17 protein-coding genes are annotated in these 22,177 nt (G+C 72.7%); 10 read left to right on the plus strand and 7 right to left on the minus strand.

Annotated features, from left to right (window positions below; translation table 11 throughout):
• Nucleotides 1-15: 15 nt before the first annotated feature.
• The gene (locus OG370_RS40825) at nucleotides 16-468 is read right to left on the minus strand and encodes a protein kilB (RefSeq protein WP_328473529.1); all 453 of its coding nucleotides are present in this window, start codon (nucleotides 466-468) and stop codon (nucleotides 16-18) included.
• 450 nt (nucleotides 469-918) lie between these two features.
• Between OG370_RS40825 and OG370_RS40830 the strand changes: the two genes are divergently transcribed.
• A complete protein-coding gene (locus OG370_RS40830) occupies nucleotides 919-4,014 on the plus strand; it encodes a S53 family peptidase (protein ID WP_328473531.1) in 3,096 nt (1,031 codons plus the stop codon).
• A 138-nt stretch (nucleotides 4,015-4,152) separates the two neighbouring features.
• Here the strand turns inward: OG370_RS40830 and OG370_RS40835 are convergent, their stop codons facing one another.
• Both OG370_RS40835 and OG370_RS40840 read right to left on the minus strand, forming a co-directional pair.
• Nucleotides 4,153-4,494: a hypothetical protein gene (locus OG370_RS40835; RefSeq protein WP_328473533.1), complete on the minus strand. Its 342-nt coding sequence runs from the start codon at nucleotides 4,492-4,494 to the stop codon at nucleotides 4,153-4,155.
• Nucleotides 4,495-4,766: 272 nt separating this feature from the next.
• A complete protein-coding gene (locus tag OG370_RS40840; RefSeq protein WP_328473535.1) occupies nucleotides 4,767-5,405 on the minus strand; it encodes an HAD family hydrolase in 639 nt (212 codons plus the stop codon).
• 228 nt (nucleotides 5,406-5,633) lie between these two features.
• On the opposite strand from OG370_RS40840, the gene OG370_RS40845 reads away from it, so the two are divergent.
• The gene (locus tag OG370_RS40845; RefSeq protein WP_328473537.1) at nucleotides 5,634-6,899 is read left to right on the plus strand and encodes an MFS transporter; all 1,266 of its coding nucleotides are present in this window, start codon (nucleotides 5,634-5,636) and stop codon (nucleotides 6,897-6,899) included.
• Nucleotides 6,900-7,008: 109 nt separating this feature from the next.
• Here OG370_RS40845 and OG370_RS40850 read toward each other — a convergent pair whose 3' ends face one another.
• A complete protein-coding gene (locus OG370_RS40850) occupies nucleotides 7,009-8,214 on the minus strand; it encodes an ROK family transcriptional regulator (protein WP_328473539.1) in 1,206 nt (401 codons plus the stop codon).
• 742 nt (nucleotides 8,215-8,956) lie between these two features.
• Between OG370_RS40850 and OG370_RS40855 the strand changes: the two genes are divergently transcribed.
• Both OG370_RS40855 and OG370_RS40860 read left to right on the plus strand, forming a co-directional pair.
• Nucleotides 8,957-10,534 carry a DUF5010 domain-containing protein gene (locus OG370_RS40855; protein ID WP_328473541.1) on the plus strand — a complete coding sequence of 526 codons (1,578 nt, stop codon included), beginning with the start codon at nucleotides 8,957-8,959 and terminating at the stop codon, nucleotides 10,532-10,534.
• A gap of 40 nt (nucleotides 10,535-10,574) precedes the next feature.
• Nucleotides 10,575-10,922: a hypothetical protein gene (locus OG370_RS40860; RefSeq protein WP_328473543.1), complete on the plus strand. Its 348-nt coding sequence runs from the start codon at nucleotides 10,575-10,577 to the stop codon at nucleotides 10,920-10,922.
• 103 nt (nucleotides 10,923-11,025) lie between these two features.
• On the opposite strand, the gene OG370_RS40865 is transcribed toward OG370_RS40860, so the two are convergent.
• Together OG370_RS40865 and OG370_RS40870 are read right to left on the minus strand one after the other, a co-directional pair.
• Nucleotides 11,026-12,291, minus strand: a complete 1,266-nt coding sequence (locus OG370_RS40865) for an outer membrane protein assembly factor BamB family protein (protein ID WP_328473545.1) — start codon at nucleotides 12,289-12,291, stop codon at nucleotides 11,026-11,028.
• Between the two features lie 156 nt (nucleotides 12,292-12,447).
• Nucleotides 12,448-13,266, minus strand: coding sequence for an AraC family transcriptional regulator (locus OG370_RS40870; RefSeq protein ID WP_328473547.1), 819 nt, complete (start codon nucleotides 13,264-13,266; stop codon nucleotides 12,448-12,450).
• 140 nt (nucleotides 13,267-13,406) lie between these two features.
• Between OG370_RS40870 and OG370_RS40875 the strand changes: the two genes are divergently transcribed.
• The gene (locus tag OG370_RS40875) at nucleotides 13,407-14,714 is read left to right on the plus strand and encodes a CynX/NimT family MFS transporter (protein WP_328473549.1); all 1,308 of its coding nucleotides are present in this window, start codon (nucleotides 13,407-13,409) and stop codon (nucleotides 14,712-14,714) included.
• A 28-nt stretch (nucleotides 14,715-14,742) separates the two neighbouring features.
• Here the strand turns inward: OG370_RS40875 and OG370_RS40880 are convergent, their stop codons facing one another.
• Nucleotides 14,743-16,167, minus strand: coding sequence for a sulfatase-like hydrolase/transferase (locus OG370_RS40880; RefSeq protein WP_328473551.1), 1,425 nt, complete (start codon nucleotides 16,165-16,167; stop codon nucleotides 14,743-14,745).
• Nucleotides 16,168-16,488: 321 nt separating this feature from the next.
• Here OG370_RS40880 and OG370_RS40885 point away from each other — a divergent pair, with 321 nt between their 5' ends.
• The 5 genes from OG370_RS40885 (at nucleotide 16,489) to OG370_RS40905 (ending at nucleotide 22,028) form a co-directional block, all read left to right on the plus strand.
• Nucleotides 16,489-17,841 carry an ABC transporter substrate-binding protein gene (locus OG370_RS40885; RefSeq protein WP_328473553.1) on the plus strand — a complete coding sequence of 451 codons (1,353 nt, stop codon included), beginning with the start codon at nucleotides 16,489-16,491 and terminating at the stop codon, nucleotides 17,839-17,841.
• Nucleotides 17,838-18,836, plus strand: coding sequence for a carbohydrate ABC transporter permease (locus OG370_RS40890; RefSeq protein ID WP_328473555.1), 999 nt, complete (start codon nucleotides 17,838-17,840; stop codon nucleotides 18,834-18,836). The genes OG370_RS40885 and OG370_RS40890 overlap by 4 nt, the downstream gene beginning before the upstream one ends.
• A gap of 146 nt (nucleotides 18,837-18,982) precedes the next feature.
• Nucleotides 18,983-19,864 carry a carbohydrate ABC transporter permease gene (locus tag OG370_RS40895; RefSeq protein WP_328473557.1) on the plus strand — a complete coding sequence of 294 codons (882 nt, stop codon included), beginning with the start codon at nucleotides 18,983-18,985 and terminating at the stop codon, nucleotides 19,862-19,864.
• Between the two features lie 29 nt (nucleotides 19,865-19,893).
• Nucleotides 19,894-21,015 carry a LacI family DNA-binding transcriptional regulator gene (locus OG370_RS40900; protein ID WP_328473559.1) on the plus strand — a complete coding sequence of 374 codons (1,122 nt, stop codon included), beginning with the start codon at nucleotides 19,894-19,896 and terminating at the stop codon, nucleotides 21,013-21,015.
• The gene (locus OG370_RS40905; RefSeq protein ID WP_328473561.1) at nucleotides 21,012-22,028 is read left to right on the plus strand and encodes a Gfo/Idh/MocA family protein; all 1,017 of its coding nucleotides are present in this window, start codon (nucleotides 21,012-21,014) and stop codon (nucleotides 22,026-22,028) included. Before OG370_RS40900 ends, OG370_RS40905 begins: the two co-directional genes overlap by 4 nt.
• Nucleotides 22,029-22,177 lie beyond the last annotated feature (149 nt).

Below are 22,177 nucleotides of genomic sequence, written 5' to 3' on the forward strand. Positions count from 1 at the left end.
AGGAGAAGGCAGCGGTCAGGCCATGGCGCGGCCCGCCGCGGCCACGAGGGTGTCGGTCGCGGTGATCGCGTTCTCCCGTCGCGCGGCCAGGGTGGCGCGGTCGGGGGCGTCGCGCAGGTCGAACGCGGCCTCCGCGGCCTGCCGTGCGGTCTGCGCGAGGGCGGGCTCGATGACGGAGACCGAGACCAGCGGGGCGGTGACCGCCGAGCGGGTGGCGCGCGAGGCGTTACGGGCCGCCTCGAACGCCTCGGGGTCCGTGCCGTCCAGCCGCAGCACCTCGCGGTGCCACATGGCGCGCCGGTGGTCGCCGAGCGCGGCGACCAGCTCGCCGAGTGCCGCACGGAGCGCCTGCGCCTTCTCGTCGGCGCGGGCGGACTGCCGGGCCCGCCGGTCGCCGCGGCTTTGCAGCAGCCCGGTGAGCGCCCCGCCGAGCAGGGTGCCGGCCACGGCTATGACGCTGGACCACATCAGGACTCTCCTTCGCTACGACGCCGCATCACCCGAGGATTCTCCCGGGCGGAGCCGGTTGCGCGGCCCCGGCAACGCCCGCCGGACCGCCACCAGTTGGGTGTGGCGCCCCGCAACACCCCGTGACCTGGGGGGACCGCCCGCCGCCCGAGTCCCAAGAGCAGGTAAAAACCGCACACCTGAACGAGCGGTCGCCCGGGCATAGCTGATACAAAGCAACTCCGGCTTCTCGCGCGCGCGGGCGACCCGTCCGTGCCGCCGCGACACCGTCACAGCGGGGGCTTTCCGCAACCCCGGCCCGGGACCTGTCAGGTCCCGCGCCGGGTCGCGACCGGGGGGGATACCGATCGCACGGTCCCGGACGTCCGACGACGTCCGGCGCTGCCGCCTGTGGTGGGGAACCAACGTGCCCGCACGGCCGGCTGCGGCGCACAGGAGGAGTGCTCGTTCATGGGGATTGGCACGGGCCCGGACATCCGGGCACGGCAGGGTAGTTGGCGCCGGGGGGTGCTCGGCCCGGTGGTGGCCGTCGCGGCTCTGGCGGTGGTGGCGGCGGGAGCGCCCGCGGCCGTCGCGGACAGCGGAAGCGGCGGGGCATCCGCTGCGCCGAAGCGGGTCGGCACGGCGCCGCACCTGCCGCGGGGGGCGGTGAAGATGGCGGCGCCCGCCGGGGACACCCCGATCGAGTTGGGCGTCGAGCTGGCGCCGCGGGACCCGGCCGGCCTGCGCACGTTCATCACGGACGTGTCCACGCTCGGCTCGCCGCTGTACCACCATTACCTGAGGACCGGCCAGTTCAAGACGGCGTTCGGGCCGACCGGCGCGACCGTGGACCGGGTGCGCGCGGCCCTGAAGGCCCAGGGTCTGACCGCCGGGAAGCTGTCCGCCGACGGCATGACGCTGCCGGTGCGCACCACCACGGCCGCGGCCGCCAAGTCGCTGCACACCGGCTTCACCGGCTTCCGCGCCCCCGACGGCCGCCGCGGCATCCTCAACACGGCCGCGCCCGCGCTGCCCGCCGGCGCGGCGCCCGCCGTGGCCGGCATCACCGGCCTGGACACGCTCGCGCACCTCAGCCCGCACCTGTCGCCGAAGGTGCTGAAGGCCGCCGCGTCCACCACTGGTGCCCGCGCGGTCACCCCGAACGTGACCGGCCACACCCCGAGCCTGTGCGCGTCGGTGAAGTCGGGCCTGGCCTCGGGCGGCAACATCGACACCCAGCAGTACTGGAGTGCCCGTTCGCTGGCGACCGCCTACGGCATGGCCGACCAGCCGGACGTCGGCACCGGCGTGTCCGTCGGGATCTTCGAGCTGGAGAACTACGGCACGAAGGACATCGCCGCCTACCAGTCCTGCTACGGCACGAAGGTCTCCGTCAGCGCCGTCAAGGTGGACGGCGGCCCGAAGCTCGCCGCCGACACGCTCGACGCCTCCGGCTCCCAGGTGGGCGTGGAGTCGGCGCTCGACATCGAGGACCTGATCGGCCTCGTCCCGCAAGCGTCCCTGGTCGTCTACCAGGGCCCCGACGCGGCGGACGCGAGCGACCAGGACGTCCTGGACGTCTACCAGAAGATGGTCACGGACAACAAGGTCAAGGTCATATCGACCAGTTGGGGAGCCTGCACGGCTGACCAGAGCGGCGCGTTCCTCGACGCCGAGAACAGCATCTTCGCCGAGGCCGCCGCCCAGGGCCAGACCGTGACCGCCGCCTCCGGTGACGACGGTTCCGGCGACTGCTGGTACGACGCGGACGGCGACGGCGTCAACGACGACCCGAACGGCGGGCAGGTCTCCGTCGACGACCCGGCCGGGCAGCCCTACGTCCTGGGCGTCGGCGGCACCTCCATGACGGGCTCGAACGCCACGCAGAGCGCCTGGAACAGCGAGGGCGACGCCACCGGCGGCGGTGTCTCCTCGTACTTCGGCCTCGACTCCGCCACCGGCTACCAGGCCGGCCGGCAGGGCCCCGGCTACTTCGACGCCTGCGCGGCCGCCGCAGGCCGGACCTGCCGGCAGGTCCCGGACGTCGCCGCGCTGGCCGACCCCGACCAGGGCTACCTGGTCGAGTGGGGGGAAGCCTCCAAGAACCAGGAGTACGCGGGCTGGTACCTCGTCGGCGGCACCAGCGGCGCCTCCCCGACCTGGGCGGCCATCGCCGCGCAGGCCGACCTCGACCTCGGCTGCGCCGCGGACGGGCCGATCGGCTTCGCCAACCCCGCGCTCTACCAGCTCCCGTCGAGCGCCTTCCACGACATCACCAGCGGTGACAACGTCGTACCCGGCCAGAACGTCCAGCCGTCCGGCCTCTTCACCGCCGGGTCCGGCTACGACATGACGACCGGCCTGGGCACCCCGCAGAACGCGCGCAACGCGATCACCGCGCTGTGCAAGGCCGTTCCGGCCTCCCCGGGCGGCGCCTTCACCCCGGTCAACCCGGCCCGGGTGCTCGACACCCGGGCGAAGATCGGCGTCACCACGACGACCCCGGTCAAGGCCAACGGCAAGGTCGTCCTCAAGGTCGCCGGCAGCGCCGGCGGCGCGGTCCCGTCCTCCGGCGTGACCTCCGTCGTGCTCAACGTCACCGCGACCGCGGAGACCACCGGCGGCCACCTGATCGCCTACCCCGACGGCGGCACCCAGCCCACCTCGTCCAACCTCAACTGGACGCCCGGCCGCAACATCCCCAACCTGGTGATCGTGCCCGTCGGCGCGAACGGCAAGGTCGACCTGCTCAACGCCTCGTCGGGCACGGTGCACTTCGTGGCCGACGTCTTCGGCTACTTCTCCGCCTCCGCCTCCGGCGCCACGTACTACCCCGTGGGCCCGGCCCGGGTGCTCGACACCCGGGCGAAGATCGGCGTCACCACGACCACCCCGGTCAAGGCCGACGGCACCGTGGCGCTCACCGTCGCCGGGGCCGGCGGGGTGCCCGCCACCGGGGCCACCGCCGTGGTGCTCAACGTGACCGCCACCGCCGAGCAGTCCTCCGGGCACCTCATCGCCTACCCGGGCGGCACCACCCGGCCCGACTCCTCGAACCTCAACTGGATCGCGGGCAAGTCGGTGCCGAACCTGGTGATCGTGCCGGTCGGCGCCGACGGCACGGTGGACCTGTACAACGCCAGTTCCGGCACGACCCACTTCGTGGCCGACGTCTTCGGCTACTACCAGGCCGACGCCGGCGGCGCGCTGTTCCACCCGGCCGGCCCGGTCCGGCTGCTCGACACCCGCAACGGCACCGGCGCGCCCAGCGCCGGGCAGCTCAGCTCCACCGGGTCGCTCTCGCTGAGCCTGGCCGACAACGGCTCCCTGGCCACCGCCAAGGCCGTCGTGCTCAACGTGACCGTCGTCAACGGCACCAAGGGCGGCGTGCTCACCGTATGGCCCGACGGGCAGGCCCAGCCGACCTCGTCCAACCTCAACTGGTCGGCGGGGCAGACGATCGCGAACCTCGTGACCGTCCCGGTGATCGACGGCAAGGTCGACTTCCACGCCAGCGCCGGCTCCGTCGACGTCGTCGCCGACCTGTTCGGCTACTACGCCTGACCCCCGGCTGACCCGCGTCTCGACCCGCGGCTGACCGCCCGGGCCACACCGGCCCCGGGCGCCGGCCCACCCCGCGCCTCCCGGCCCACCCGGCCGGGAGGCGCACCCCGTCCTGCGGCGGCTTCGTACGCACCGCGGCTACGGCTGCGAAGGCTGCCGCCGCCTCGGGCGGCGCGCGGACGGCCCGGCGGTCCACAGCCACGGGTGAGCGCGGGTGAGCCCCGCGATGTCCGTGCTGTGCCGGGCGGCCACGACCGTCATCACCGGCCACGCGAGCACCGTCACGACCATCTCCACCGGGCCCACCCCGGTGGCCGGCGCCACGACCAGCAGCTCCGCCGGGAACGTCACGGCCGCCGACAGCGCGCCCACGAAGGCCAGGCGCCGTGCGCTCGTACCGGCCTTCCGTCGTGAGGCGAGGGTCAGCCCGCCACCGACGGAGATCCCCATCAGCACGCCCGCCGCCGAACTGCCGGCCACGAGTTCCCCGCAACGGGACAAGGCGCTCAGCGCGTCCTGCGTGCTGCCCCGTGCGAGGGAGGAAGCCCGGCCCCCAACGCGAACGTGGCCCAAAGCCCCCCGGGCACGCCCGCCATCACGAGGCCGACCCTGACGCCGCGCCCCAGCCCACCCCGTCCGCTCATGGACCCCATCTTCCACCGGCACGGCGGCCACGCGCCCGGATACGGTCGCACCGCCTCGTCAACTCGCCCGGCACCGGCACGTGTCGACAGCGCTCGTGCTCCGTACAGCTAAGGAGCGGCCGACGGCTCCGTGCCGGCCGGCAGCCAGGCGTCGATGACCTCGACCAGCTCGTCGAGCCCGGTGAACACGTGGCCGGTCATGCCGAGGGCCTGCGCGGCGCGGACGTTCTCCTCGCGGTCGTCGACGAAGAGGAAGCCGGCGGGCGGGGTGTGCAGGGCGCTGACGCAGTGGTGGAACGCGGCCGGGTCCGGCTTGGCCGCGTGGATCTTCCCGGAGAGGGCGAGATGGTCCAGGTTCCGCAGCCAGGGCTGGGCCGCGAGGAAGGCATCCGCGTGGTCCGCGGGAATGTTGGAGAGCACGGCGACCCCGGCCCGGCCGCGCAGGGACTGCGTGAAGGCGACCATGCGCGCGTCGACGCGCGACCAGCTGTCGATGTCGGTGAGCCGCAACTCCTCCAGCGCACGGGGATCACCAGGACGGGACAGCCGCCGGAGCACCGCGGCCCAGTACTCCGGCGCGGTCTGCCGTCCGGCGTCGTACGGCGGGCGCAGGTCCCAGTAAGCCTCGGCGAAGGCGTCGGCGGGCGCGTCGCAGGAGGCGGCCATCCGCGCGAGGGCACCGGGGCGCTGGTGCAGGGCGATGACCCCGTAGAGGTCGAACAGCACGATCCGCTGGTCGGCGGGCACGGCACTCCTTCCGGTCGCGGCGACGAACGTGTCCAAGGGCGCTACCCAGGCCCGCGCTCGGCCTCGGGTCCGGGCGGGCGCTCGGCTCCGGTGCGCGGGAGCGGTGTCCCATGCACACAACGAACATTGATCATGAGCGTACAGGAATCAATCAAACAGGTTTGATGTTCCTTTCGTTCGAAGATACGGTGTGTGATCTCTTGTGTCTGATCCCCGGGGGGGACCGTCTTGTCACCTGTACTGGCCGCGGCCGATGTCGCGCCCGCCCCTTCCGCGGTGCGCTCGGTGTGGGACTCGCCCCTGTACCGGGGGGCGACCGTCGCGCTGTTCCTGTCCGGGCTCGGAACCTCGGCCGCGGCCCCGCAGATCACCTTGTTCCTCGTCGACGACCTGCACGTCTCGCTGACCACGGCGGGGCTCTACTACCTGACGAGCATCACCGCCCCGGTCGCCGGCTACCTCGTCGGCGCCCGCTCGGACCGCACCGGAAGGCGGCTCGGGCTGTTCCGGCTGTGCGCCGTCCTCGGGGCTCTCGGCTGGTGCGCCATGGCCTTCGCGCACCAGGTGTGGATGCCGTTCGTGATCAGTGCCGTGGTCCTGGCGTTCGCCGGGGGCGCCGGGTCGCAGTTGTTCGCCGCGGTCCACGACGACCTGCAGGCCACGGCCAGCCCGATCGGGGACGGGGTGGTCTCGGTCGTGCGCATGGCGCTGACGGCCGGGTGGATCGTGGGCCCGGTCGCGGGCTCGCTGCTGGCCATGACGTCCGGCCCGCGCGTGATGCTGATGGCCACCGGGGTGTGCACCCTGGCGCAGATCCTCCCGATGGGCTTCGCGCGCGCCCGCTCGGCCCCACACGCCGATCGGGCCGCCGGCGTAGAGGCGGACGCAGAGGTGTCCGGGTCCCAGGCGCCGGCCGGACCGCACATCGGCATACGGACGATGCTGCCCCTGCTGGCCTTCGCCGGGTTGTACGTGCTCGTCTACGCGGGCGAGCCGATCAAGTACGGCTATCTGACGATCTACATGCACGACGACCTGCGCCTGCCGACGACGGTCAGTGGCGCGGTCATCGCCATCCAGCCCCTGATCGAGCTGGCCCTGATGCCGGTGGCGGTCGTCGTGGCCCGCCGGACCGGGATGATGCGCCTGATGGTCCTCGGCGCCGCCTTCGGCGTCGGCGCGAACCTGTGCTTCGCCCTCACCGCGGGCGCGGCCGGCATGTTCGCCGGCCAGATCCTCATGGGCGGGGTCTGGGGGGTGTTCGCGGGCCTCGGCATCATCGTCGCCCAGCGCCTGCTGCCCCAGGCGGTCGCGACCGCCTCGGCCGTCTTCATGAGCTCGACCGCGATCGCCAGCGCCCTCGGCGGGCTGACCGGCAGCCTCGGCGTGGGCCTGCTGGGACTTCCGCACGTGTTCCTCGCACCGGCCCTGTACGGCACGGTGGCGACCTTCGGCATCGCCGTCATGAGCCGGTCCCGGCACGCCGCGGGCTGACCGCCGGACCGCTCATCCGCCCTGTCCGCCCGTCCGCGGGCACGGCTCGCGGGACACCGCCCGCGCGGCACGGCCCGTGTGCCACCGCCCGCGCGCCGCCTCGGGCGCGTTACACCGGTTCGGCCTGCGCGGCGGGGGCGGTGGCGGACAGCAGTTGGGGCGCGTCGGCCAGGATCAGACCCGCGGCGCCGCGGACCTCCGCGCCGTCGCCCAGGTGCCCGGTGACGATGTCGACGCTCCTGACGGCGGAGGGCAGCGCGTGGCGGTGGACGCCTGCCCGCAGCGGTTCGAGGAGGTCTTCGCCGGCGGCCGCGAGATCCCCGCCGACCACGATGAGGCGGGGGTTGAGGAGGGTGACCAGGTTGGACAGCGCGCGGCCGACCGCGTCGCCCGCGTCGCGCACGGAGCGCAGGGCGCCCGCGTTGCGCTGTTCGATGAGGCCGGGCAGGTCCTGGGCGGCGACGTGTTGGCCCCAGCTGTCGGAGAGGAGGCGGGCGATGGCGACGGGGCTGGCGACGGTCTCCAGGCAGCCGCGGTTGCCGCAGCGGCAGATCAGGCCGTCCGCGGTGAGCGGCAGGTGCCCGATCTCGCCGGCCAGGCCCCGCGCACCGAGCAGCAGCTTCCCGTTGCTGACGATGCCCGCCCCGATCCCCGCGGAGAGCCGGACGTAGACCATGTCGCTCGCGTGCCGCCCCGCGCCGTACATCCGCTCCGCCAGCGCGCCCGCGTTGGCGTCATTGGTCACCCGCACCGGCAACGACGTCCGCCGCCGCAACTCGTCCGTCAACCGCATCCCCACCCACCCGGGCATGATGCCCTCCGCCCCCAGCGCCCCACTGCCCTTCTCCACCGGCGACGCGATCCCCGCACCGATCCCCAGCACCCGCTCCCGGCCCACCCCGGTCTCCTGCAACGCCCGCCCGACCAGCACCGCCACCAGGTCCAGCGTCTCCTCAGGAGCCCGGTCCACCTCCTTGGCCACCCAGTGCTCCCACAACACCGCCCCGAACAAGTCGCACAGGATCACCCGGACATGCTGATGCCCGATGTCCGCACCGATCGCATACCCCGCGGTCGGCACCAACGACAACGACTGCGCAGGACGCCCGGTACGCCGCGGCTCCGGCTCCTCCGGACCCTCGTCCTCCGTCACCAGACCCACCGCGATCAGATCCGCGATCAACGACGAAACCGTGGCCCTGGACAACCCGGTGACCCGCACCAGTTCCGGACGACTGCTGCGCACGGAGGTGTGCAGGGCCTCCAGGACCCGTAGCCTTCCTACCTCGCGCAGGTTGACTGGAGTTTCGATCATGACCCCCAGGGGTGATTGCGTGGTCGGCGCCGAGGCAGGTCCTTCGAGCTTCCGCAGGCCGCGTCGGCGACATGCCATTTTGTGCAAAGGTTGATAGAACTCCGGCGAAACATCGGCCCGTTCGGCGGCTTGTTGCCAGCATTGTGGCATGGCCAAGCCGCGGGCGGGCCTTCGGGGCGCCATTTTGATCGTATCCGACGAAACGTGCCGGCCGCGCCTCGCGGGATGGGCCGGCGATCCGGCGGGTCCGTAACTCGGCCCACCGGCTCCACCGTGCGGCGGCGCCCACGACCACCGCTCCGAGGGGGCCGCGTGCGCTGGTCGGCTGGTCAACGCGTCTTTGTCCGAAGTTGGTCGGAACTCCTGCGGACTTCCCTGCCAAAAGGCTTGACCGGCCTAGGAGTTCGCAACAAAATCCCTCACGAGGCGCACGCTGGGCCGAAGTTCATCCGAGTTAGAGCCAAAGTCGTCCACCGGCCCGGGACTTCTCCTCACGTACGCGGCGACGTGCCGGAGCGGCGCCGTAGGCCCGCTTCGGCGCTCCGTCCTGGTCAGGCAGAGCGGAGTGCCGGAGCGTCCGTCCGGTGGCGTGCCGCCCCCATCGCGGCTCGCCGCCGGCTCACCCACCCCCCACAGCCGGCGGCGGCCGGGAAGGTCCGTGCCGGCGAGGAAGGACTGCGACGACATGCCACACGCGAGAAGAGGTTCCCGGGGCAGGTGTTGGCTGCCGATCGGTGCGGCCGTGGCGGCCGCGGCCCTGTGGTGGTCGGTTCCCACCAACGGCTGGGGCGCCGGCGCCACGGCCGCCACGCCGGCCGTGTCCGCCGCGCCCGCCGCGTCCGTCGTGGACACCGGCGGTTCGGTCCTGTCGCACCGCGACTCCGCCGACACCGGCGCCGTCGGCGTCACCTTCGGCTTCGAGGACCGGACGATCGCGGGCGGCCCCTACACCAACCAGAGCAACCAGATCTACAACCTCCCGATGTACGACGCCACGACGGGCTCGTCCGGCGACTTCTGGCTGGACTACGTCGAGGAACTGGTCTCCGCCGGCGTCGACTTCGTCGCGGTAGACACCCGCGGGTACGTGCCCGGCAGTTCCGTGCCCAACGAGGGCGGGGACCCGCGCGCGCTGACCGGGCTGGTGAGCGCGATCAACCAGGCGGGTGCCGCGAGCAAGCTCAAGATCGCCGCGTTCGACGACACCCCGGCGTCGATGACGGACAAGAAGAACCAGGTCAAGCACAACGCCGGCGGCTACTCGCCGCCGTTCGACATGGGCGACAAGACCGGTGCGGGGGAGGGCGGTTACCAGTACCTGTGGGACAACGACCTCAAGGCGTTCTACCAGGCCGTCCCCGACAACCTGCTCTACAAGGTGAACGGCCAGCCGCTGGTCTACCTGTGGTCGGACAACGACTTCGCCTTCACCGACCAGGGCAACGGCAACTCCGCCAACCTGCTCACGTACGTGCGCTCGCAGGCCCAGTCGCAGTTCAACGAGAACCCCTACTTCGTCGTCGACCAGTCCTGGATCACCAACGACTCGGCCGTCTCCTCGGTCGCAGGCGGGCAGGACGGCTGGTTCGGTGTCCCGAGCCCGACCTACACCAACATGACGCTGAACGGAGCGACCTTCGGCGCCACCGTGCCGAGCTTCCACTTCGTCAGCGGGTCGAGCAACATGGTCATCGACCCCGACCACGGGCGGACGTTCGTCGACGACCTGGCCAGGACCGTCGGCAACAACGACCTCGTCACCCTGGTCGAGGGCTTCACCGACTGGTCCGAGAACGCCGCGATATGGCGCACCGAAGACGCTCCCTACGCCACCACCCAGCGCGACTACCCCAACCAGGACATCAACATCCTGCGGCGCTACTCCAGGGCGCCGTTCCCGGCCACGCTGACCGTGCAGGCCGAGAGCGCCGACAGCGTCAGCGACACCACGCCCACCAACACCCTCGGCACGTACCGGGACGACGCCCTCGACGTCGAGAAGACCAGCGACTCGGGCGGCGGTTGGGACGCGGGCGCCATCGCCACCGGTGAATGGGAGCAGTGGAACGAGGTCCCGATGCAGGGCACCGAGGACCTGAAGGTGCGGGTCGCCAGCCCGTTGACCGGAGCGCAACTGCGCTTCGTGGTCGACGGCGTGGCCGGACCGACGATCAACGTGCCCACCACCGGCGGCTGGCAGACCTGGCAGACCATCGACGCCGGCACGTTCCAGTTCGACGCGGGCACCTCCCACACGGTCAAGCTCGAATACGTCAACGGCGGCCTCAACGTGAACTGGTGGCAAGCAGTCCACTCGTAGACCCGGCGCAGGGAAGGGAGTGGGGCATGAGCCGGACGCCATGCCCCGCTCCGGCGCGCGCGGGACCATCCGGAAACGCGTCGCGAACGTGCGGATGAACCCCGGGGCGGCCGTCCACGACACCGACAACAAGACCGGCGGCCGGGTCGTGGCCGGGGGCACCAGCGCCGCGTCGCCGTTCCTCGCCGGAGCGACAGCCGTGGCCGGGAACCCCGCGGCCTTCCCCGACGCCTCCTCGTTCTACATCGCCACCACCGGTCCGAACGACGTGACCACCGGCAGCAACGTCACCTCCACCGACTGCGGCGGGGGCTACCCGTGCACGGCCGGCCCCGGCTACGACGGACCCACCGGCAACGGCACCCCGCTGGGAACCGCGGCCCTCTGACGCCCCGTGCGTTCCCGCGGCCACCGGCCGAACCGGCCCCCGGCCGCGGGAGCGCGCCACGACCGGCGCCGCACGCGCCCCCGCATCCGCACCCCCAGTGGGGTCACTGCGCCAGAACGAGCAGATCGTCGTTGGTGCCGGCGAACATCCCGGTCCACTGGACGGCCACCACGCCGTCGACGGCCTGCCAGGGCGTCAGCGCGGCGAAGGTGTCACCGGTCTCGCCCGACGCGGGCCGGACCGGAGGCAGCCGCGTGGAGTGGAGCTGCCGCCCGGTCCGGGCGTCGAGGACCAGCAGGTCCGAGGCCGCGGCCTCGGGTGTCCCGCTCCTCGGCAGCAGGGGCTGCTGGACGACGTACACGCGGCCGTCCTCGATCAGCGGCGGCCCGAGCCGGGTGTCCTTCGCCGGGCGGCGCGTCCAGTGCTTCGTACGGTCGGCGACGTCGTAGGCCACCAGCGTGCCGTCGGAGGACCCGGCGGTGTTGTCGGCGCACAGCATGATCCCGTCGCCGGCCGCCTCCGTGGGGTGGAGCGCGGGGACCGGCCAGGTGGTGACCCGCGGCGTGCGGCCCGAGACGTCCACCACCGCGCCGATCCCGTCCCCGGTCCACAGCGACGTCACCAGGGTGTGGTCGTCGACCGGTCGCAGCCGGTTCAGCCCGCTGTCCACCTTCCAGCGGACCGTGCCGCCGCGGGTGTCGAACGCGATCAGCGGCAGCTCGTCGTCGGCCTTGCCCGTCCCGGCGCACTCCGCCCGAGCCACCACCGCGCCGCGCATCGCGAACACCCCGCCCGAGCTGAGCCGGCAGCCCTTCGGGACGGCGCCGCGCCACACCCTCTTCCCGCTGTCCTCGGCGAACGCCGTGATCGCGTCCCTGCTCTCCACGACCACCAGCCCGCTCACCACATCGAGCGCGGCGAACGTGCCGGAGGACCCGGCGGGCTCGCCGTAGACCGCCTTCGCGTGCCAGCGCGGCTTCCCGGTCCTGACGTCGGTCCCGACGACCGTCCCGTCCTTCCACCAGGTGGCGACGGTGTCACCGCTGCCGGTGAAGCCGACCGTGCCCAACTCGGTGCCGGAACGGCCGTAGTGCCAGTACTCCTTGCCGGTGCGCAGGTCGTGCGCGGCGATGCCGTCGTCCGTCTCGTCGACGGACAGCCCGCCGTCGACGCCGTACGACTGCGAGGTCCGCCGCAGCACCCGGTCCGGCGCGGCCGGCGCCCCACTGCCCAGCGCCGTCGGGAACGCCCCCTGCGCGCCGCCGACATGCTCGTGATACGGGTTCCCCGCACGCAGCACCAGCCAGCCGCCCACGGCCAGCGCGGCCACCACCGCGGCCACGACCGTGCCCAGAGCTCTCCTGTCCATCCTGCCCCCCTCGTCCCGACGAATCCGGCCAGCCTACGAGACCGGCCCCGCGCCCGGGCCCCGGCGTCGCCATCCGCGGCAGCCCGCGCGGTTCGGCTCCGCCGTGAATGCGCCGCCGGGCGATCGGCCTTGCCCAGGACGCCGCCGCACCGGCCGCTAACGCACGTGCCCGGAGCGGCGGTCGCCGCCCTGCCGGACCGTCTTCGCGTCGTCCCGGAGCACCCGCTGGTACTGGCCGGGTGTCTGCCCGACGAGCGCGGTGAACGCGGTGATGAAGGCGCTCGGGTTCGCCCATCCGCAGGCGGTGGCGGTGTGGATGACCGAGACGTCGGCGGCGAGCAGCAGAAGCGCGTGGTGCACGCGAAGCTGGGTGCGCCACTGGGGGAAGCTCATTCCGGTCTCCTGCTGGAAGAGCCGGCTGAGCGTGCGTTCGCTGGCGCCGACCCGGTGCCCGAGCTCGCCGAGCGTCAGAGGGCTCGACATGCCCTCCTCCACGAGGGCGACGACGGCGCGGAGCCGGTCGTCGTGCGGCTCCGGAAGGTGCAGCGGTTGTTCGGGCGCGGTGGCGACGTCGTCGATGACGACCCGGCGCAGCCGCGAGCGCGCCCCCGCGGAACGCTGCTCGGAGCCGGTCAGCGCCAGGGCGGCCTCACGCGCCAGCGGCGTCATGACCAGCACCGCGGGATGCGCCGGCAGCAGGGCGGCCAGGCTCGGCGCCAGGAAGACGATCCGCATGTCGGTCTGGCCGTGCGCGCGGTGCTGGTGCGCGAAGCCCGCGGGAATCCACACCACCCGGTTCGACGGGGCGATCCACGAACCCACCGAGGTGACGAGCGAGAGCACGCCCGTCGCGGGGTACACCAGGTGCCCGCGGGTGTGGGTGTGCTCGGGGGTGCGCTCGTCGTGCCCGAGCAGGAGGACGTGTTCGCGCAGGACCTGGTCGAGCGGCATCGGCGCGTGGCGGGTTTTGGGCATCTTTCGTCAGGTTATCAGTTGGTCGCCCCGGGGGCGCTCGGATGGACTGGAGCCGTAGCCCAGCGCCACCCACGTGGCGGCCGACCTCGGGCTACGCCCAGGAACGCCCCGGCCGACCGGGGGCCGAAAGGACAGCCCAGATGACCCGTCTCCTCCAAGAACCGCCGCCCCGGACCCGGCCCGGCACCAGCGCCCGCGGCAGGCTCGGCGCCGTCCTGTCGGCCGTGGGCCTGCTGACGGCCGCGTTCAACCTGCGCATCGGTGTCGCCTCGGTCAGCCCGGTGCTGTCGGACATCAAGGCGGACCTCGGCCTGTCCGAGGTCGTCGTCAGCCTCCTCACCACCATCCCCGTCGTCGCCTTCGGCGCCTTCGCCTTCGTCACCCCGGCGCTGAGCCGCCGCCTCGGCCTGCACCGGCTGCTCGGAGCGACGATGGTCGCGCTGGCCGCCGGTATCGCGCTGCGGCTCCAGCCCAGCCTCGCCGGGCTCTTCGCCGGCACCGTCGTCATCGGTGCGGCGATCGCGATCGCCAACGTGATCATGCCGGCCGTGATCAAGCGGGACTTCTCGCACCGCCTCGGCCTGATGATGGGCCTGTACTCGACCGCGCTGTCCGCCGGCGCCGCCCTCGCCTCGGGCGTCACGGTGCCGCTGCTCTCCCTGGTCGGCGGCGGTTGGCGCCCCACGCTGGGGCTGTGGGCGATCCCCGCCGTGCTCGCCTTCCTCGTCCTCGTCCCGCAGTTGCGGCACGCCCCCGTCCGCGACCGCCGGACCCGCGACGTCGCCGATGCCCCGTCGGCCGCCGGCGAGCCCTCCGTCCGCGTCCTGCTCCGCGATCCGGTCGCCCTCGCCGTGACCGCGCTCATGGGTCTGCAGAGCATGAGCTACTACGCGGCCCTGACCTGGGTCCCCACCCTGTTCCAGGACGCGGGCATGGACGCGCACGCGGCCGGCTGGATGCTGTCGTACTCGGCCTTCCCCGCCATCGCCGTCTCGCTCGTGGCGCCCTCGATCGCCCGGTGGGCACGTCCGACGTGGCTTCCGGTCGCGGTCGCCGCCGTGCTGACCGGTGCCGCCTTCGGCGGGCTCGCCGTGGCCCCCCTGCCGGCGGCGTACCTGTGGATGACCATGCTCGGGCTCGGCCAGGGGGCTTCCCTCAGCCTCGCCCTCACCTACATCGTCCGGCGCTCGCCCGATGCCCGGCACACCGGCCACGTCTCGATGATGGCCCAGGGGCTCGGCTACCTCCTGGCCGGCCTCGGCCCCATCGGCCTCGGCGCCCTGCACTCCGCGACCGGGGGGTGGAGCATGCCGCTCATGGCGCTCGTCGGCCTGCTCGTCCTGCAACTGGGGGCCGGAGTGCTCGCGAGCCGCGAACGCCACGTGCTGGACGGCTCCGTGCCGGGCGGCCACGCGCCGGGCGGTCACTCGCCCGGCGGTCGCGGCTGACCGGAAGACCCGCCGGGGCGGCCCGCGTTCAGGTGCCCGGCGGCGGCTCGAATGCGGTCGCGAGCGACCCCGGGGTCACCGGAGTGCGCTGGCCGCTGCCGGTCACGGGGAGGCGGGCGCCGTCGAGGGCGGGGTCGACGTAGCGGGCGAACCACTCGTCCAGGCGGGCCGCCAACTCCGCGCGGGTCTGCGCGTGCTCGGGCGAGTCGGCGAGGTTGTGCTCCTCGCCGGGGTCGGCGGTGAGGTCGTACAACTCGTGCGGGCCGTGCGGGTAGCGGTGCACGTACTTCCGGTCCCTGGTGCGGATCATGCGGACCGGACCGTACTCGTCGTAGACGACCACGCGGTCATGGCCGGAGACGTGGTCGGCGTCACCGAGCAGGCGGGCGAAGGAACGGCCCGGCAGCTGGGGGTCGGGGGTGTGGTCCAGGCCGAGGTGGTCGACGAGGGTGGGCAGGACGTCGTACTGCGACAGCAGGGCGTCGCAGACGCGCCCGCCGGGGATGCGGCCCGGCTGCGCCGCGATGAAGGGCACCAGCACCGAGCTGTCGTACATGTTCTGGGGGAAGGTGCCGTTGCCCTTCCCCCAGATGCCGTGGTGGCCGGCGTTGAAGCCGTTGTCGCTGGTGAAGACCACCAGCGTCGAACCGGTGAGGCCGAGCGCGTCGAGCCGGTCCAGGACCCGGCCGATGGCGGCGTCCATCGCGGTGGTCGCCGCGAAGTAGCCGATGAGCGCCTGCCGGGTGTCGCTCTCGCCGCCGACCGGGGCGCCGTCCTCGTCGAGCGGCTGCCAGGGGTGCGGCGGGCCCTGGGGGCAGGTCTCGAAGGCGCAGTCCTCGTACAACTCGGTGTACTGGCTGGGGTGTTGACCCTTCCAGGGCTTGTGCGGCGCGGTGAAGTGCAGCGAGAGGTGGAAGGGCTCGGGGCGCTCCGCCTCGGCGACGAGGAACCGTTCGGCGTCCGCGGCGAGGGCGTCGGTGAGGTAGTCGGGCTCCTCGGTGCGGACCCCGTCGCGGTACATCGGCGCCCCGCGGTACGGGCCGCCGCCGCTCTCGTGGGCGTACCAGTGGACGAAGCCGGGGCGGGGCTTGTCGTTGGCGCCGAGGTGCCATTTGCCGCTGAGGCCGAGCCGGTAGCCGGCGTCGGCGAGCAGGTCGGTGAAGAGGGTCCGGCCGGCCAGGAAGTCGACGCCCGTGCGGCCGGCGTGGTGGTAGGAGAGCCAGTCGTGGACGCCGTGCTGGGAGGGCAGTTGGCCGGTGAACAGGGAGGCGCGGGCCGGTGAGCAGACCGGCGAGGTGCAGAAGAAGCGGTCGAGCAGAACGCCGCTCGCCGCCAGGGCGTCCAGCCGCGGGGTGTGGATCTCGTGGTTGCCGGCGCAGCCCATGGCCCAGGGGCCCTGATCGTCGGAGAGGATCAGCAGCACGTTGGGACGGTCCGGATCGTGGCTTGCCATGGGTCTCCCTGGGCGTGATGCGTGATACGTGGGTGCGGGTGTGGCCGCGGCTGAGGCTGCGAGGTGGAACCGGCCCGCGGGTGCCTCACATGCTCGGTGCCGACGTCCTGACGAGTCAATCGCTCTGAGGGTATGAATCACCGATGACTTTCCCGGGGGTTCACTCGGCGGATCGACACATTGCTGCAACATTTCCGGTGATCCGCCGAGTCATCCGTAATTCATACCCTCAAAGACCGCTTGATCCGTCCGATGACTTGCGGCAATCATATGGCCACGCCTTCCCCGACCCAGGGTCACCGCCACCCGAGGAGTGCAGGTATGTCCGCTGTCCGACAGTCCACGGCCGCCGCAGAGTCCGGCCGTCCACTCTCCCGCCGTGCCGTTCTCGGCGCGGCGCTCGCCGCGGCGGCCGGACTGACCGCCGCCTGCGGGTCGAACTCGTCGTCGGGCGGGGGCGGCGCGTCCTCGTTCACCTACTGGTCGATGTGGAAGCAGAACGAACCCCAGGCCAAGGTGCTCCAGGCCGCGATCGCGCAGTTCACCAAGGACACCGGGATCAAGGTGAGCGTCCAGTGGAAGGGCCGCCAGGTCGTCCAGCAACTGGCGCCCACGCTCAACACCGGGAACGTCCCCGCCGACCTCGTCGACTCCGCCGACCGCTTCGCCTACGCCCAGCTCCAGGCCACCGGCCAGGCCCTCGACCTCACACCGGTCCTGGACCTGCCGATCCCCGGCGAGAGCGGCAACACCGTCGGCAGCGTCGTCCCCGCCAAGTACCACGGCCTCAGCACCACCGCCGGCACCCTGTGGCAGATCCCCTACGAGATCATCACCACCCAGATCTGGTACGACGGCCATGCCCTCCCCGACGTCGCCGCTCGGCCTCCCGCCACCTGGGCGGAGTTCAGCGAACTGCTGGCCACCCGCAAGTCCGCGCGCGGCGGCGGCCCCCTCGCCCTCGACGCCGACGTCCCCGACTACGCCGCCTACTGGACGTACTACGCCGTCCTGCGCGGCCTGGGCCCCGGCGCCTTCGGCAAGGCCGCCGCCGACAAGAGCGGCGCGCTGCTGAAGGCGGACGGTTTCGTGGACGCGCTGCGCCACGTCGAGGACCTCGTCTCCGCGGACGACTTCACCAAGGGGTACGACGGCTCCAAGTGGCCCGCCGTGCAGCAGAAGTGGGCCAAGGGCAAGTCCGACTTCCTGCTCCTGGGCACCTTCGCGCCCAGCGAGACGTCGACCTTCGCCTCCTCCGACTTCCGCTACCGCTCCTTCCCCTTCCCGGCCTTCGCCCAGGGCGGCGACACCTCCCAGGACATCTCCCTCATCGGCTTCTCCATACCGAAGAAGGCCAGGCACGCCGCCGCCGCGCAGAAGTTCATCGCCTACTTCCTTGCCAAGGAGCACCTCCAGGGCATCGCCACGCAGGCCAAGAACATCACCCCCCGCGCCGACATCGACGCCCCCGCCGAGCTGGCCGACGCGCAGAAGGCGCTCACCGCGGGCAACGCCGTCAAGACCCTGGACGGAGTGAAGGAGCCCGCCGCCGAGTGGTACACCAAGGTGTTCCTGCCGCTGAACACCAGCTTCCTCACCGGCCACCTCACCGCGACGTCCTTCGCCTCCAAGCTGGCCTCGAACTCCGCCTCCTACTGGAAGACGGCCTCGTGACGGCCGCCGACACGCTCCGCCCCGAGCCGGCCGGAAGCACCTCCGCGCGGCGCCGGTCCACCACCGCCCGGCGGCGGCCCGCCGCCCCGGGGCCGGGGGAGACCCGGCACAGCCCGCTCACCGCCCGCCGCAAGAAGCTGTTCTGGCCGCTGCTGCTGCCCGCCGCGCTGGTCTACGTCGTCTTCTTCGCCGGCCCGTCGCTGTTCACCCTCTGGCTGAGCCTCAACAAGTGGGCCGGCGCGGGCCCGATGAGCTTCACCGGCCTGGACAACTACCGCCGGCTCTTCCAGGACCCGACGTTCCGGCACTCCTTCACCAACACCCTCTGGATCATCTTCGGCGCGGGCGGGCTGACCTTCCTGGTCTCCTTCGGGCTGACGATGGTGCTGCGCGAGATGCAGGGCCGCAAGGCCGCCCGCTCCATCCTCTTCTTCCCCAACATCGTGCCCAGCGTGGTCATCGCGATCCTGTGGGGCTTCCTCTTCCAGCAGGGCGGACTCGTCGACTCCGTCACGAAGGCCACCGGCCTGCCCTCGCCCAACTGGCTCGGCCAGGGGAACCTGTTCAAGGTCATCATGATCGGCCTGGTGTGGACCTCCACCGGCTTCTACACCACCATCCTGATGGCCGCCGTCGACCAGATCCCGCCGGAGCTGTACGAGGACTGCGATCTGGCCGGCGCCAACACCCTGCAGAAGTTCCGGCACGTCACCCTCCCGCTGATGTGGGACGTGGTCGGCATGTGCGCGGTGCTGTGGACCATCTCGGCGGTGAAGGTCTTCGAGTTCATCTACGCCTTCGCCGGTGCCGCCGGGCAGATGCCCGACACCGGTGTGTGGAACACCGCGCTGTACACCTACGGCGAGGCGTTCGCGTCCGGCGGCGTGCCCCGCTACGGCTCCGCCGCCGCGAGCGCCGTGGTCATGCTCGCCCTCGTCGGGGTGCTCGTCGTCCTGATCCGCCGCTTCATGCGCCGCGACTCCGTGCAGTACTGAGCAGCGCCGGCCGGTACCGAACGGTGCCGAGCAGCGCTGGTCCGGCTCCACCGGACACCACCCGGCCGCACCGCAACACCCGCCGGCTCCACCGGACACCACCCGGCCCCGACCGTTCCACACCCCCGTCACGGAGGTCATCCCCGATGGCTGTCGCCAGTCCCGGCCGCTCACCCGGCCCGATCGCCCGCCGGCTGCGCCGGCTCACCGCCGGCCGGGTGCTCGGCGTACCCCTGGTCTGGCTGTTCGCCGCCTTCAACATCTTCGTCGCACTGTGGCTGCTGCTGTCGTCCCTGAAGACCTCCGACGCGATCTTCAGCTCGCCCTGGCGGTTCCCGCACACCCCGAACTGGGGGAACTACGCCCGGGCCTGGAACGAGGGGCAGTTCGGGCAGGCCGCCCTCAACACGGTCGTCGTCGTGGGCGGCACCGCGGTGGTCACGGTGCTGCTGGCCGCGCCCGCCGCCTACGCCCTCAGCCGGATCACCACCCGGCTCAATTCCGGACTCACCCTGTTCTTCGCCCTGGGACTCGGCATCCCCGCCCAGATGGTGATGCTGCCGCTGTTCGTGTTCATGAACCAACTCCAGCTGGTGAACAGCCTGTTCGGCCTGATCGTGGTGTACGTGGCGACCTCGCTGCCGTTCGCCGTGTTCTTCCTCACCGGCTTCTTCGGCACTCTTCCGGTGGAGTTGGAGGAGGCGGCCGCACTCGACGGAGCCACGCCGCTGCGCACCTTCTGGCAGATCATGCTGCCGATGGCGCGCGGCGGGCTGATCACCGTGCTGATCCTCAACATCATCCAGCACTGGGGAGAGACGGTCTTCGCCCTCGTCTTCGTCCAGACCACCGACCACCAGACCCTGTCCCTGGCCCTGCTCGGCTTCCTCCAGCAGATGCAGTACAACGGTGCCGACTGGGGCGGCCTGTTCGCCGGCGTGGCCCTGGTCGTCCTTCCCGTGCTCGCCTGCTACGTATGGCTGGGCCGCCGGATCATCGAAGGAATGACCGTCGGCTCAGTCAAGTGAGCCGAACCGCAGGGGGATTGAGGACCACCATGACCGGAGCCCGCGACCTGAAGTTCCGTCAACTCGCCACCGAACTGCGGCAGCGCGTACGCCAGGGCGTCTGGCCGCCCGACGGCCGGCTGCCCACCGAGAAGGAACTCGCGCACAGCAGCGGCACCTCGGTGAGCACGGTGCGCCGCGCCGTGGACGAGCTCGTCGCCGAAGGGCTCGTCGTACGGCGGCAGGGCTCGGGCACCTTCGTCGTACCGCCGAGCGCCCCGGGACCCGGCCGGGCGCTGGTCGGCGTCAGCGTCCCCGACACGGCCTTCTACTACCCGAAGGTGCTGCGGGGCATCGAGGAGACCCTCTCCGCCGCCGGCGCCCGGCTGCTGTTCGCCTGCTCCGGCTACGACCAGCAACGCGAGGCCAAGGACGTGGCGGACATGCTGGAGGCCGGAGTCGACGGCCTGCTGCTCGTCCCCACCCTGGGCGGACCCGAACCGGCCCGGGAGTACCTCGCGCGGCTGGCGGCGCTGCCCGTGCCGACCGTCCTGGTCGAACGGCGCGACGCCGCCCTGGAGGGCACCAACGAGTACGTCTGCACCCATCACGAAGCCGGCGCCTACGACGCCGTCCGCCACCTCGCCGGCCTCGGCCACCGGGCGATCGGCCTCGTCCTGCGCGACCCCAGCCCCACCTCCGGCCCGGTGGCCGAGGGCTTCCACCAGGCGGCCGGCGAACGGGGCCTGGCCACCGTCGAGTTCCGCGCCGCCCGCCAGGAGTGGAGCCCGGCGGCAGCCGACCGGTGCCTCGCCGCGTTGCGCGACGCCGAGGTGACCGCCGCCGTCTGCTTCGGCGACCGGCAGGCCGCACTGCTGCTCGGCGCCGCCCGCCGCGCCGGCCTCACCGTGCCCGGCGATCTCGCCCTGGTCGCCTACGACGACGAGATCGCCGACATGGCCGACATCCCGCTGACCGCGGTCGCGCCTCCCAAACGACAGCTCGGCAAGGCAGCGGCGGCCACGCTGCTGCGCCGGCTCGACGACCCGGAGCTGCCCCGCAGCCGGGTCCTGCTGCGCCCCACCATCATCGTCCGGCAGTCCTGCGGAGCCGCGCAGGACACCGTGACCACGACCACCGAGACCATGACACCTGAGGAGAGCACCACGTGACCGACACAAGGCTCGGCCTGATCGGCGCCGGCGCCGTGGGAGTGCTGCACGCCGAGGCCGCCACCGCCACCCCGGGCGTACGGGTGACGGCCGTCTGCGACCTCCTCGCCGAGACCGCGCACCGCGTCGCCGGGCCGCTGGGCGCCGCGGTCTTCACCGACCACCGCGACCTCATCGCCTCCGGCGCGGTGGACGCCGTCGTCGTCAACACCCCGCACGCCCTGCACACCGACATCGTCACCGGCAGCGCGGCGGCCGGCCTGCACGTGCTGGTCGAAAAGCCCATGGCCACGCGCTCCGAGGACTGCGCCGTCATGGAAGCCGCCTGCGCGGACAACGGTGTCGTGCTGTTCGTCGGGCACATCCAGCACTTCCTGCCCCCGGTCGCCGCGGCCAAGGCCGCCCTCGACGCGGGCACCGTCGGAGACGTGCTCGCCGTCCACGACTGGCGCAGCACCGACTACCGCCGCGGCAGCCGGCCGTCGTGGTTCTTCGACCCGGCGATCTCCGGCGGCGGCGTGTTCATCAACATCGGCACCCACTGCGTGGACCGGCTGCTGTGGCTCACCGGCCGGCGCCCGGTGGCGGTGGCGGCGAGCGCCGCCCACCGGGGAGACCTGCCGGTGGAGACCGACGTCCTGGCCCGGCTCGACCTCGGGGACGGGGTGGTCGGCCACATCACCGTCACCAGCACCCTGCTGCCCGCCCGCGACGAACTGACCGTCATCGGCGAACGCGGCACGATCCGGGTGGCCCGCGGCACCGGCGCGGTGCTCCATCCCGACGACGGCACCGGCCCGGTGCTCCTGGCCGAGGACCGCGCCGACGACGTGCCCACCGCCTTCCTCGACCAACTGGCCGCGTTCGCCGCGGCGGTCCGCGGGGAACGGCCCCCCGCGGTCCCGGCCGCCCACGGCCGGCAGGTCGTCGAGACCATCGAAGCCGTCTACGCCTCCTGCGCCGACGGCGGCCGGGCCGTCCGGACGGCCCCCGCGCAGGCTCCCGTCGGCTGAGCCCGCACGGCGGGCCGGCCCGCCGCCGAGGTCGCCGCGGCGGCTACTCGGCGCAGCCCCGATGCCGGCCCGCCGCCGACCACCTTCCCCACCCCGTGGTTCTCCCGCGGCTCCCCCCTGCGCGCGGCGGTCCCGCGCGTCCCTCGCCA

It is taken from the genome of Streptomyces sp. NBC_00448 (genome assembly GCF_036014115.1).
Taxonomy (GTDB): Bacteria; Actinomycetota; Actinomycetes; order Streptomycetales; family Streptomycetaceae; genus Actinacidiphila.

Bases quoted from the DNA above. Each gene is read 5' to 3' on its own strand.
- OG370_RS40825 (WP_328473529.1), bottom strand. From the start codon at position 468: ATGTGGTCCAGCGTCATAGCCGTGGCCGGCACCCTGCTCGGCGGGGCG.
- OG370_RS40830 (WP_328473531.1), top strand. From the start codon at position 919: ATGGGGATTGGCACGGGCCCGGACATCCGGGCACGGCAGGGTAGTTGG.
- OG370_RS40850 (WP_328473539.1), bottom strand. From the start codon at position 8,214: ATGATCGAAACTCCAGTCAACCTGCGCGAGGTAGGAAGGCTACGGGTC.
- OG370_RS40860 (WP_328473543.1), top strand. From the start codon at position 10,575: ATGCCCCGCTCCGGCGCGCGCGGGACCATCCGGAAACGCGTCGCGAAC.
- OG370_RS40865 (WP_328473545.1), bottom strand. From the start codon at position 12,291: ATGGACAGGAGAGCTCTGGGCACGGTCGTGGCCGCGGTGGTGGCCGCG.
- OG370_RS40870 (WP_328473547.1), bottom strand. From the start codon at position 13,266: ATGCCCAAAACCCGCCACGCGCCGATGCCGCTCGACCAGGTCCTGCGC.
- OG370_RS40875 (WP_328473549.1), top strand. From the start codon at position 13,407: ATGACCCGTCTCCTCCAAGAACCGCCGCCCCGGACCCGGCCCGGCACC.
- OG370_RS40880 (WP_328473551.1), bottom strand. From the start codon at position 16,167: ATGGCAAGCCACGATCCGGACCGTCCCAACGTGCTGCTGATCCTCTCC.
- OG370_RS40885 (WP_328473553.1), top strand. From the start codon at position 16,489: ATGTCCGCTGTCCGACAGTCCACGGCCGCCGCAGAGTCCGGCCGTCCA.
- OG370_RS40895 (WP_328473557.1), top strand. From the start codon at position 18,983: ATGGCTGTCGCCAGTCCCGGCCGCTCACCCGGCCCGATCGCCCGCCGG.
- OG370_RS40900 (WP_328473559.1), top strand. From the start codon at position 19,894: ATGACCGGAGCCCGCGACCTGAAGTTCCGTCAACTCGCCACCGAACTG.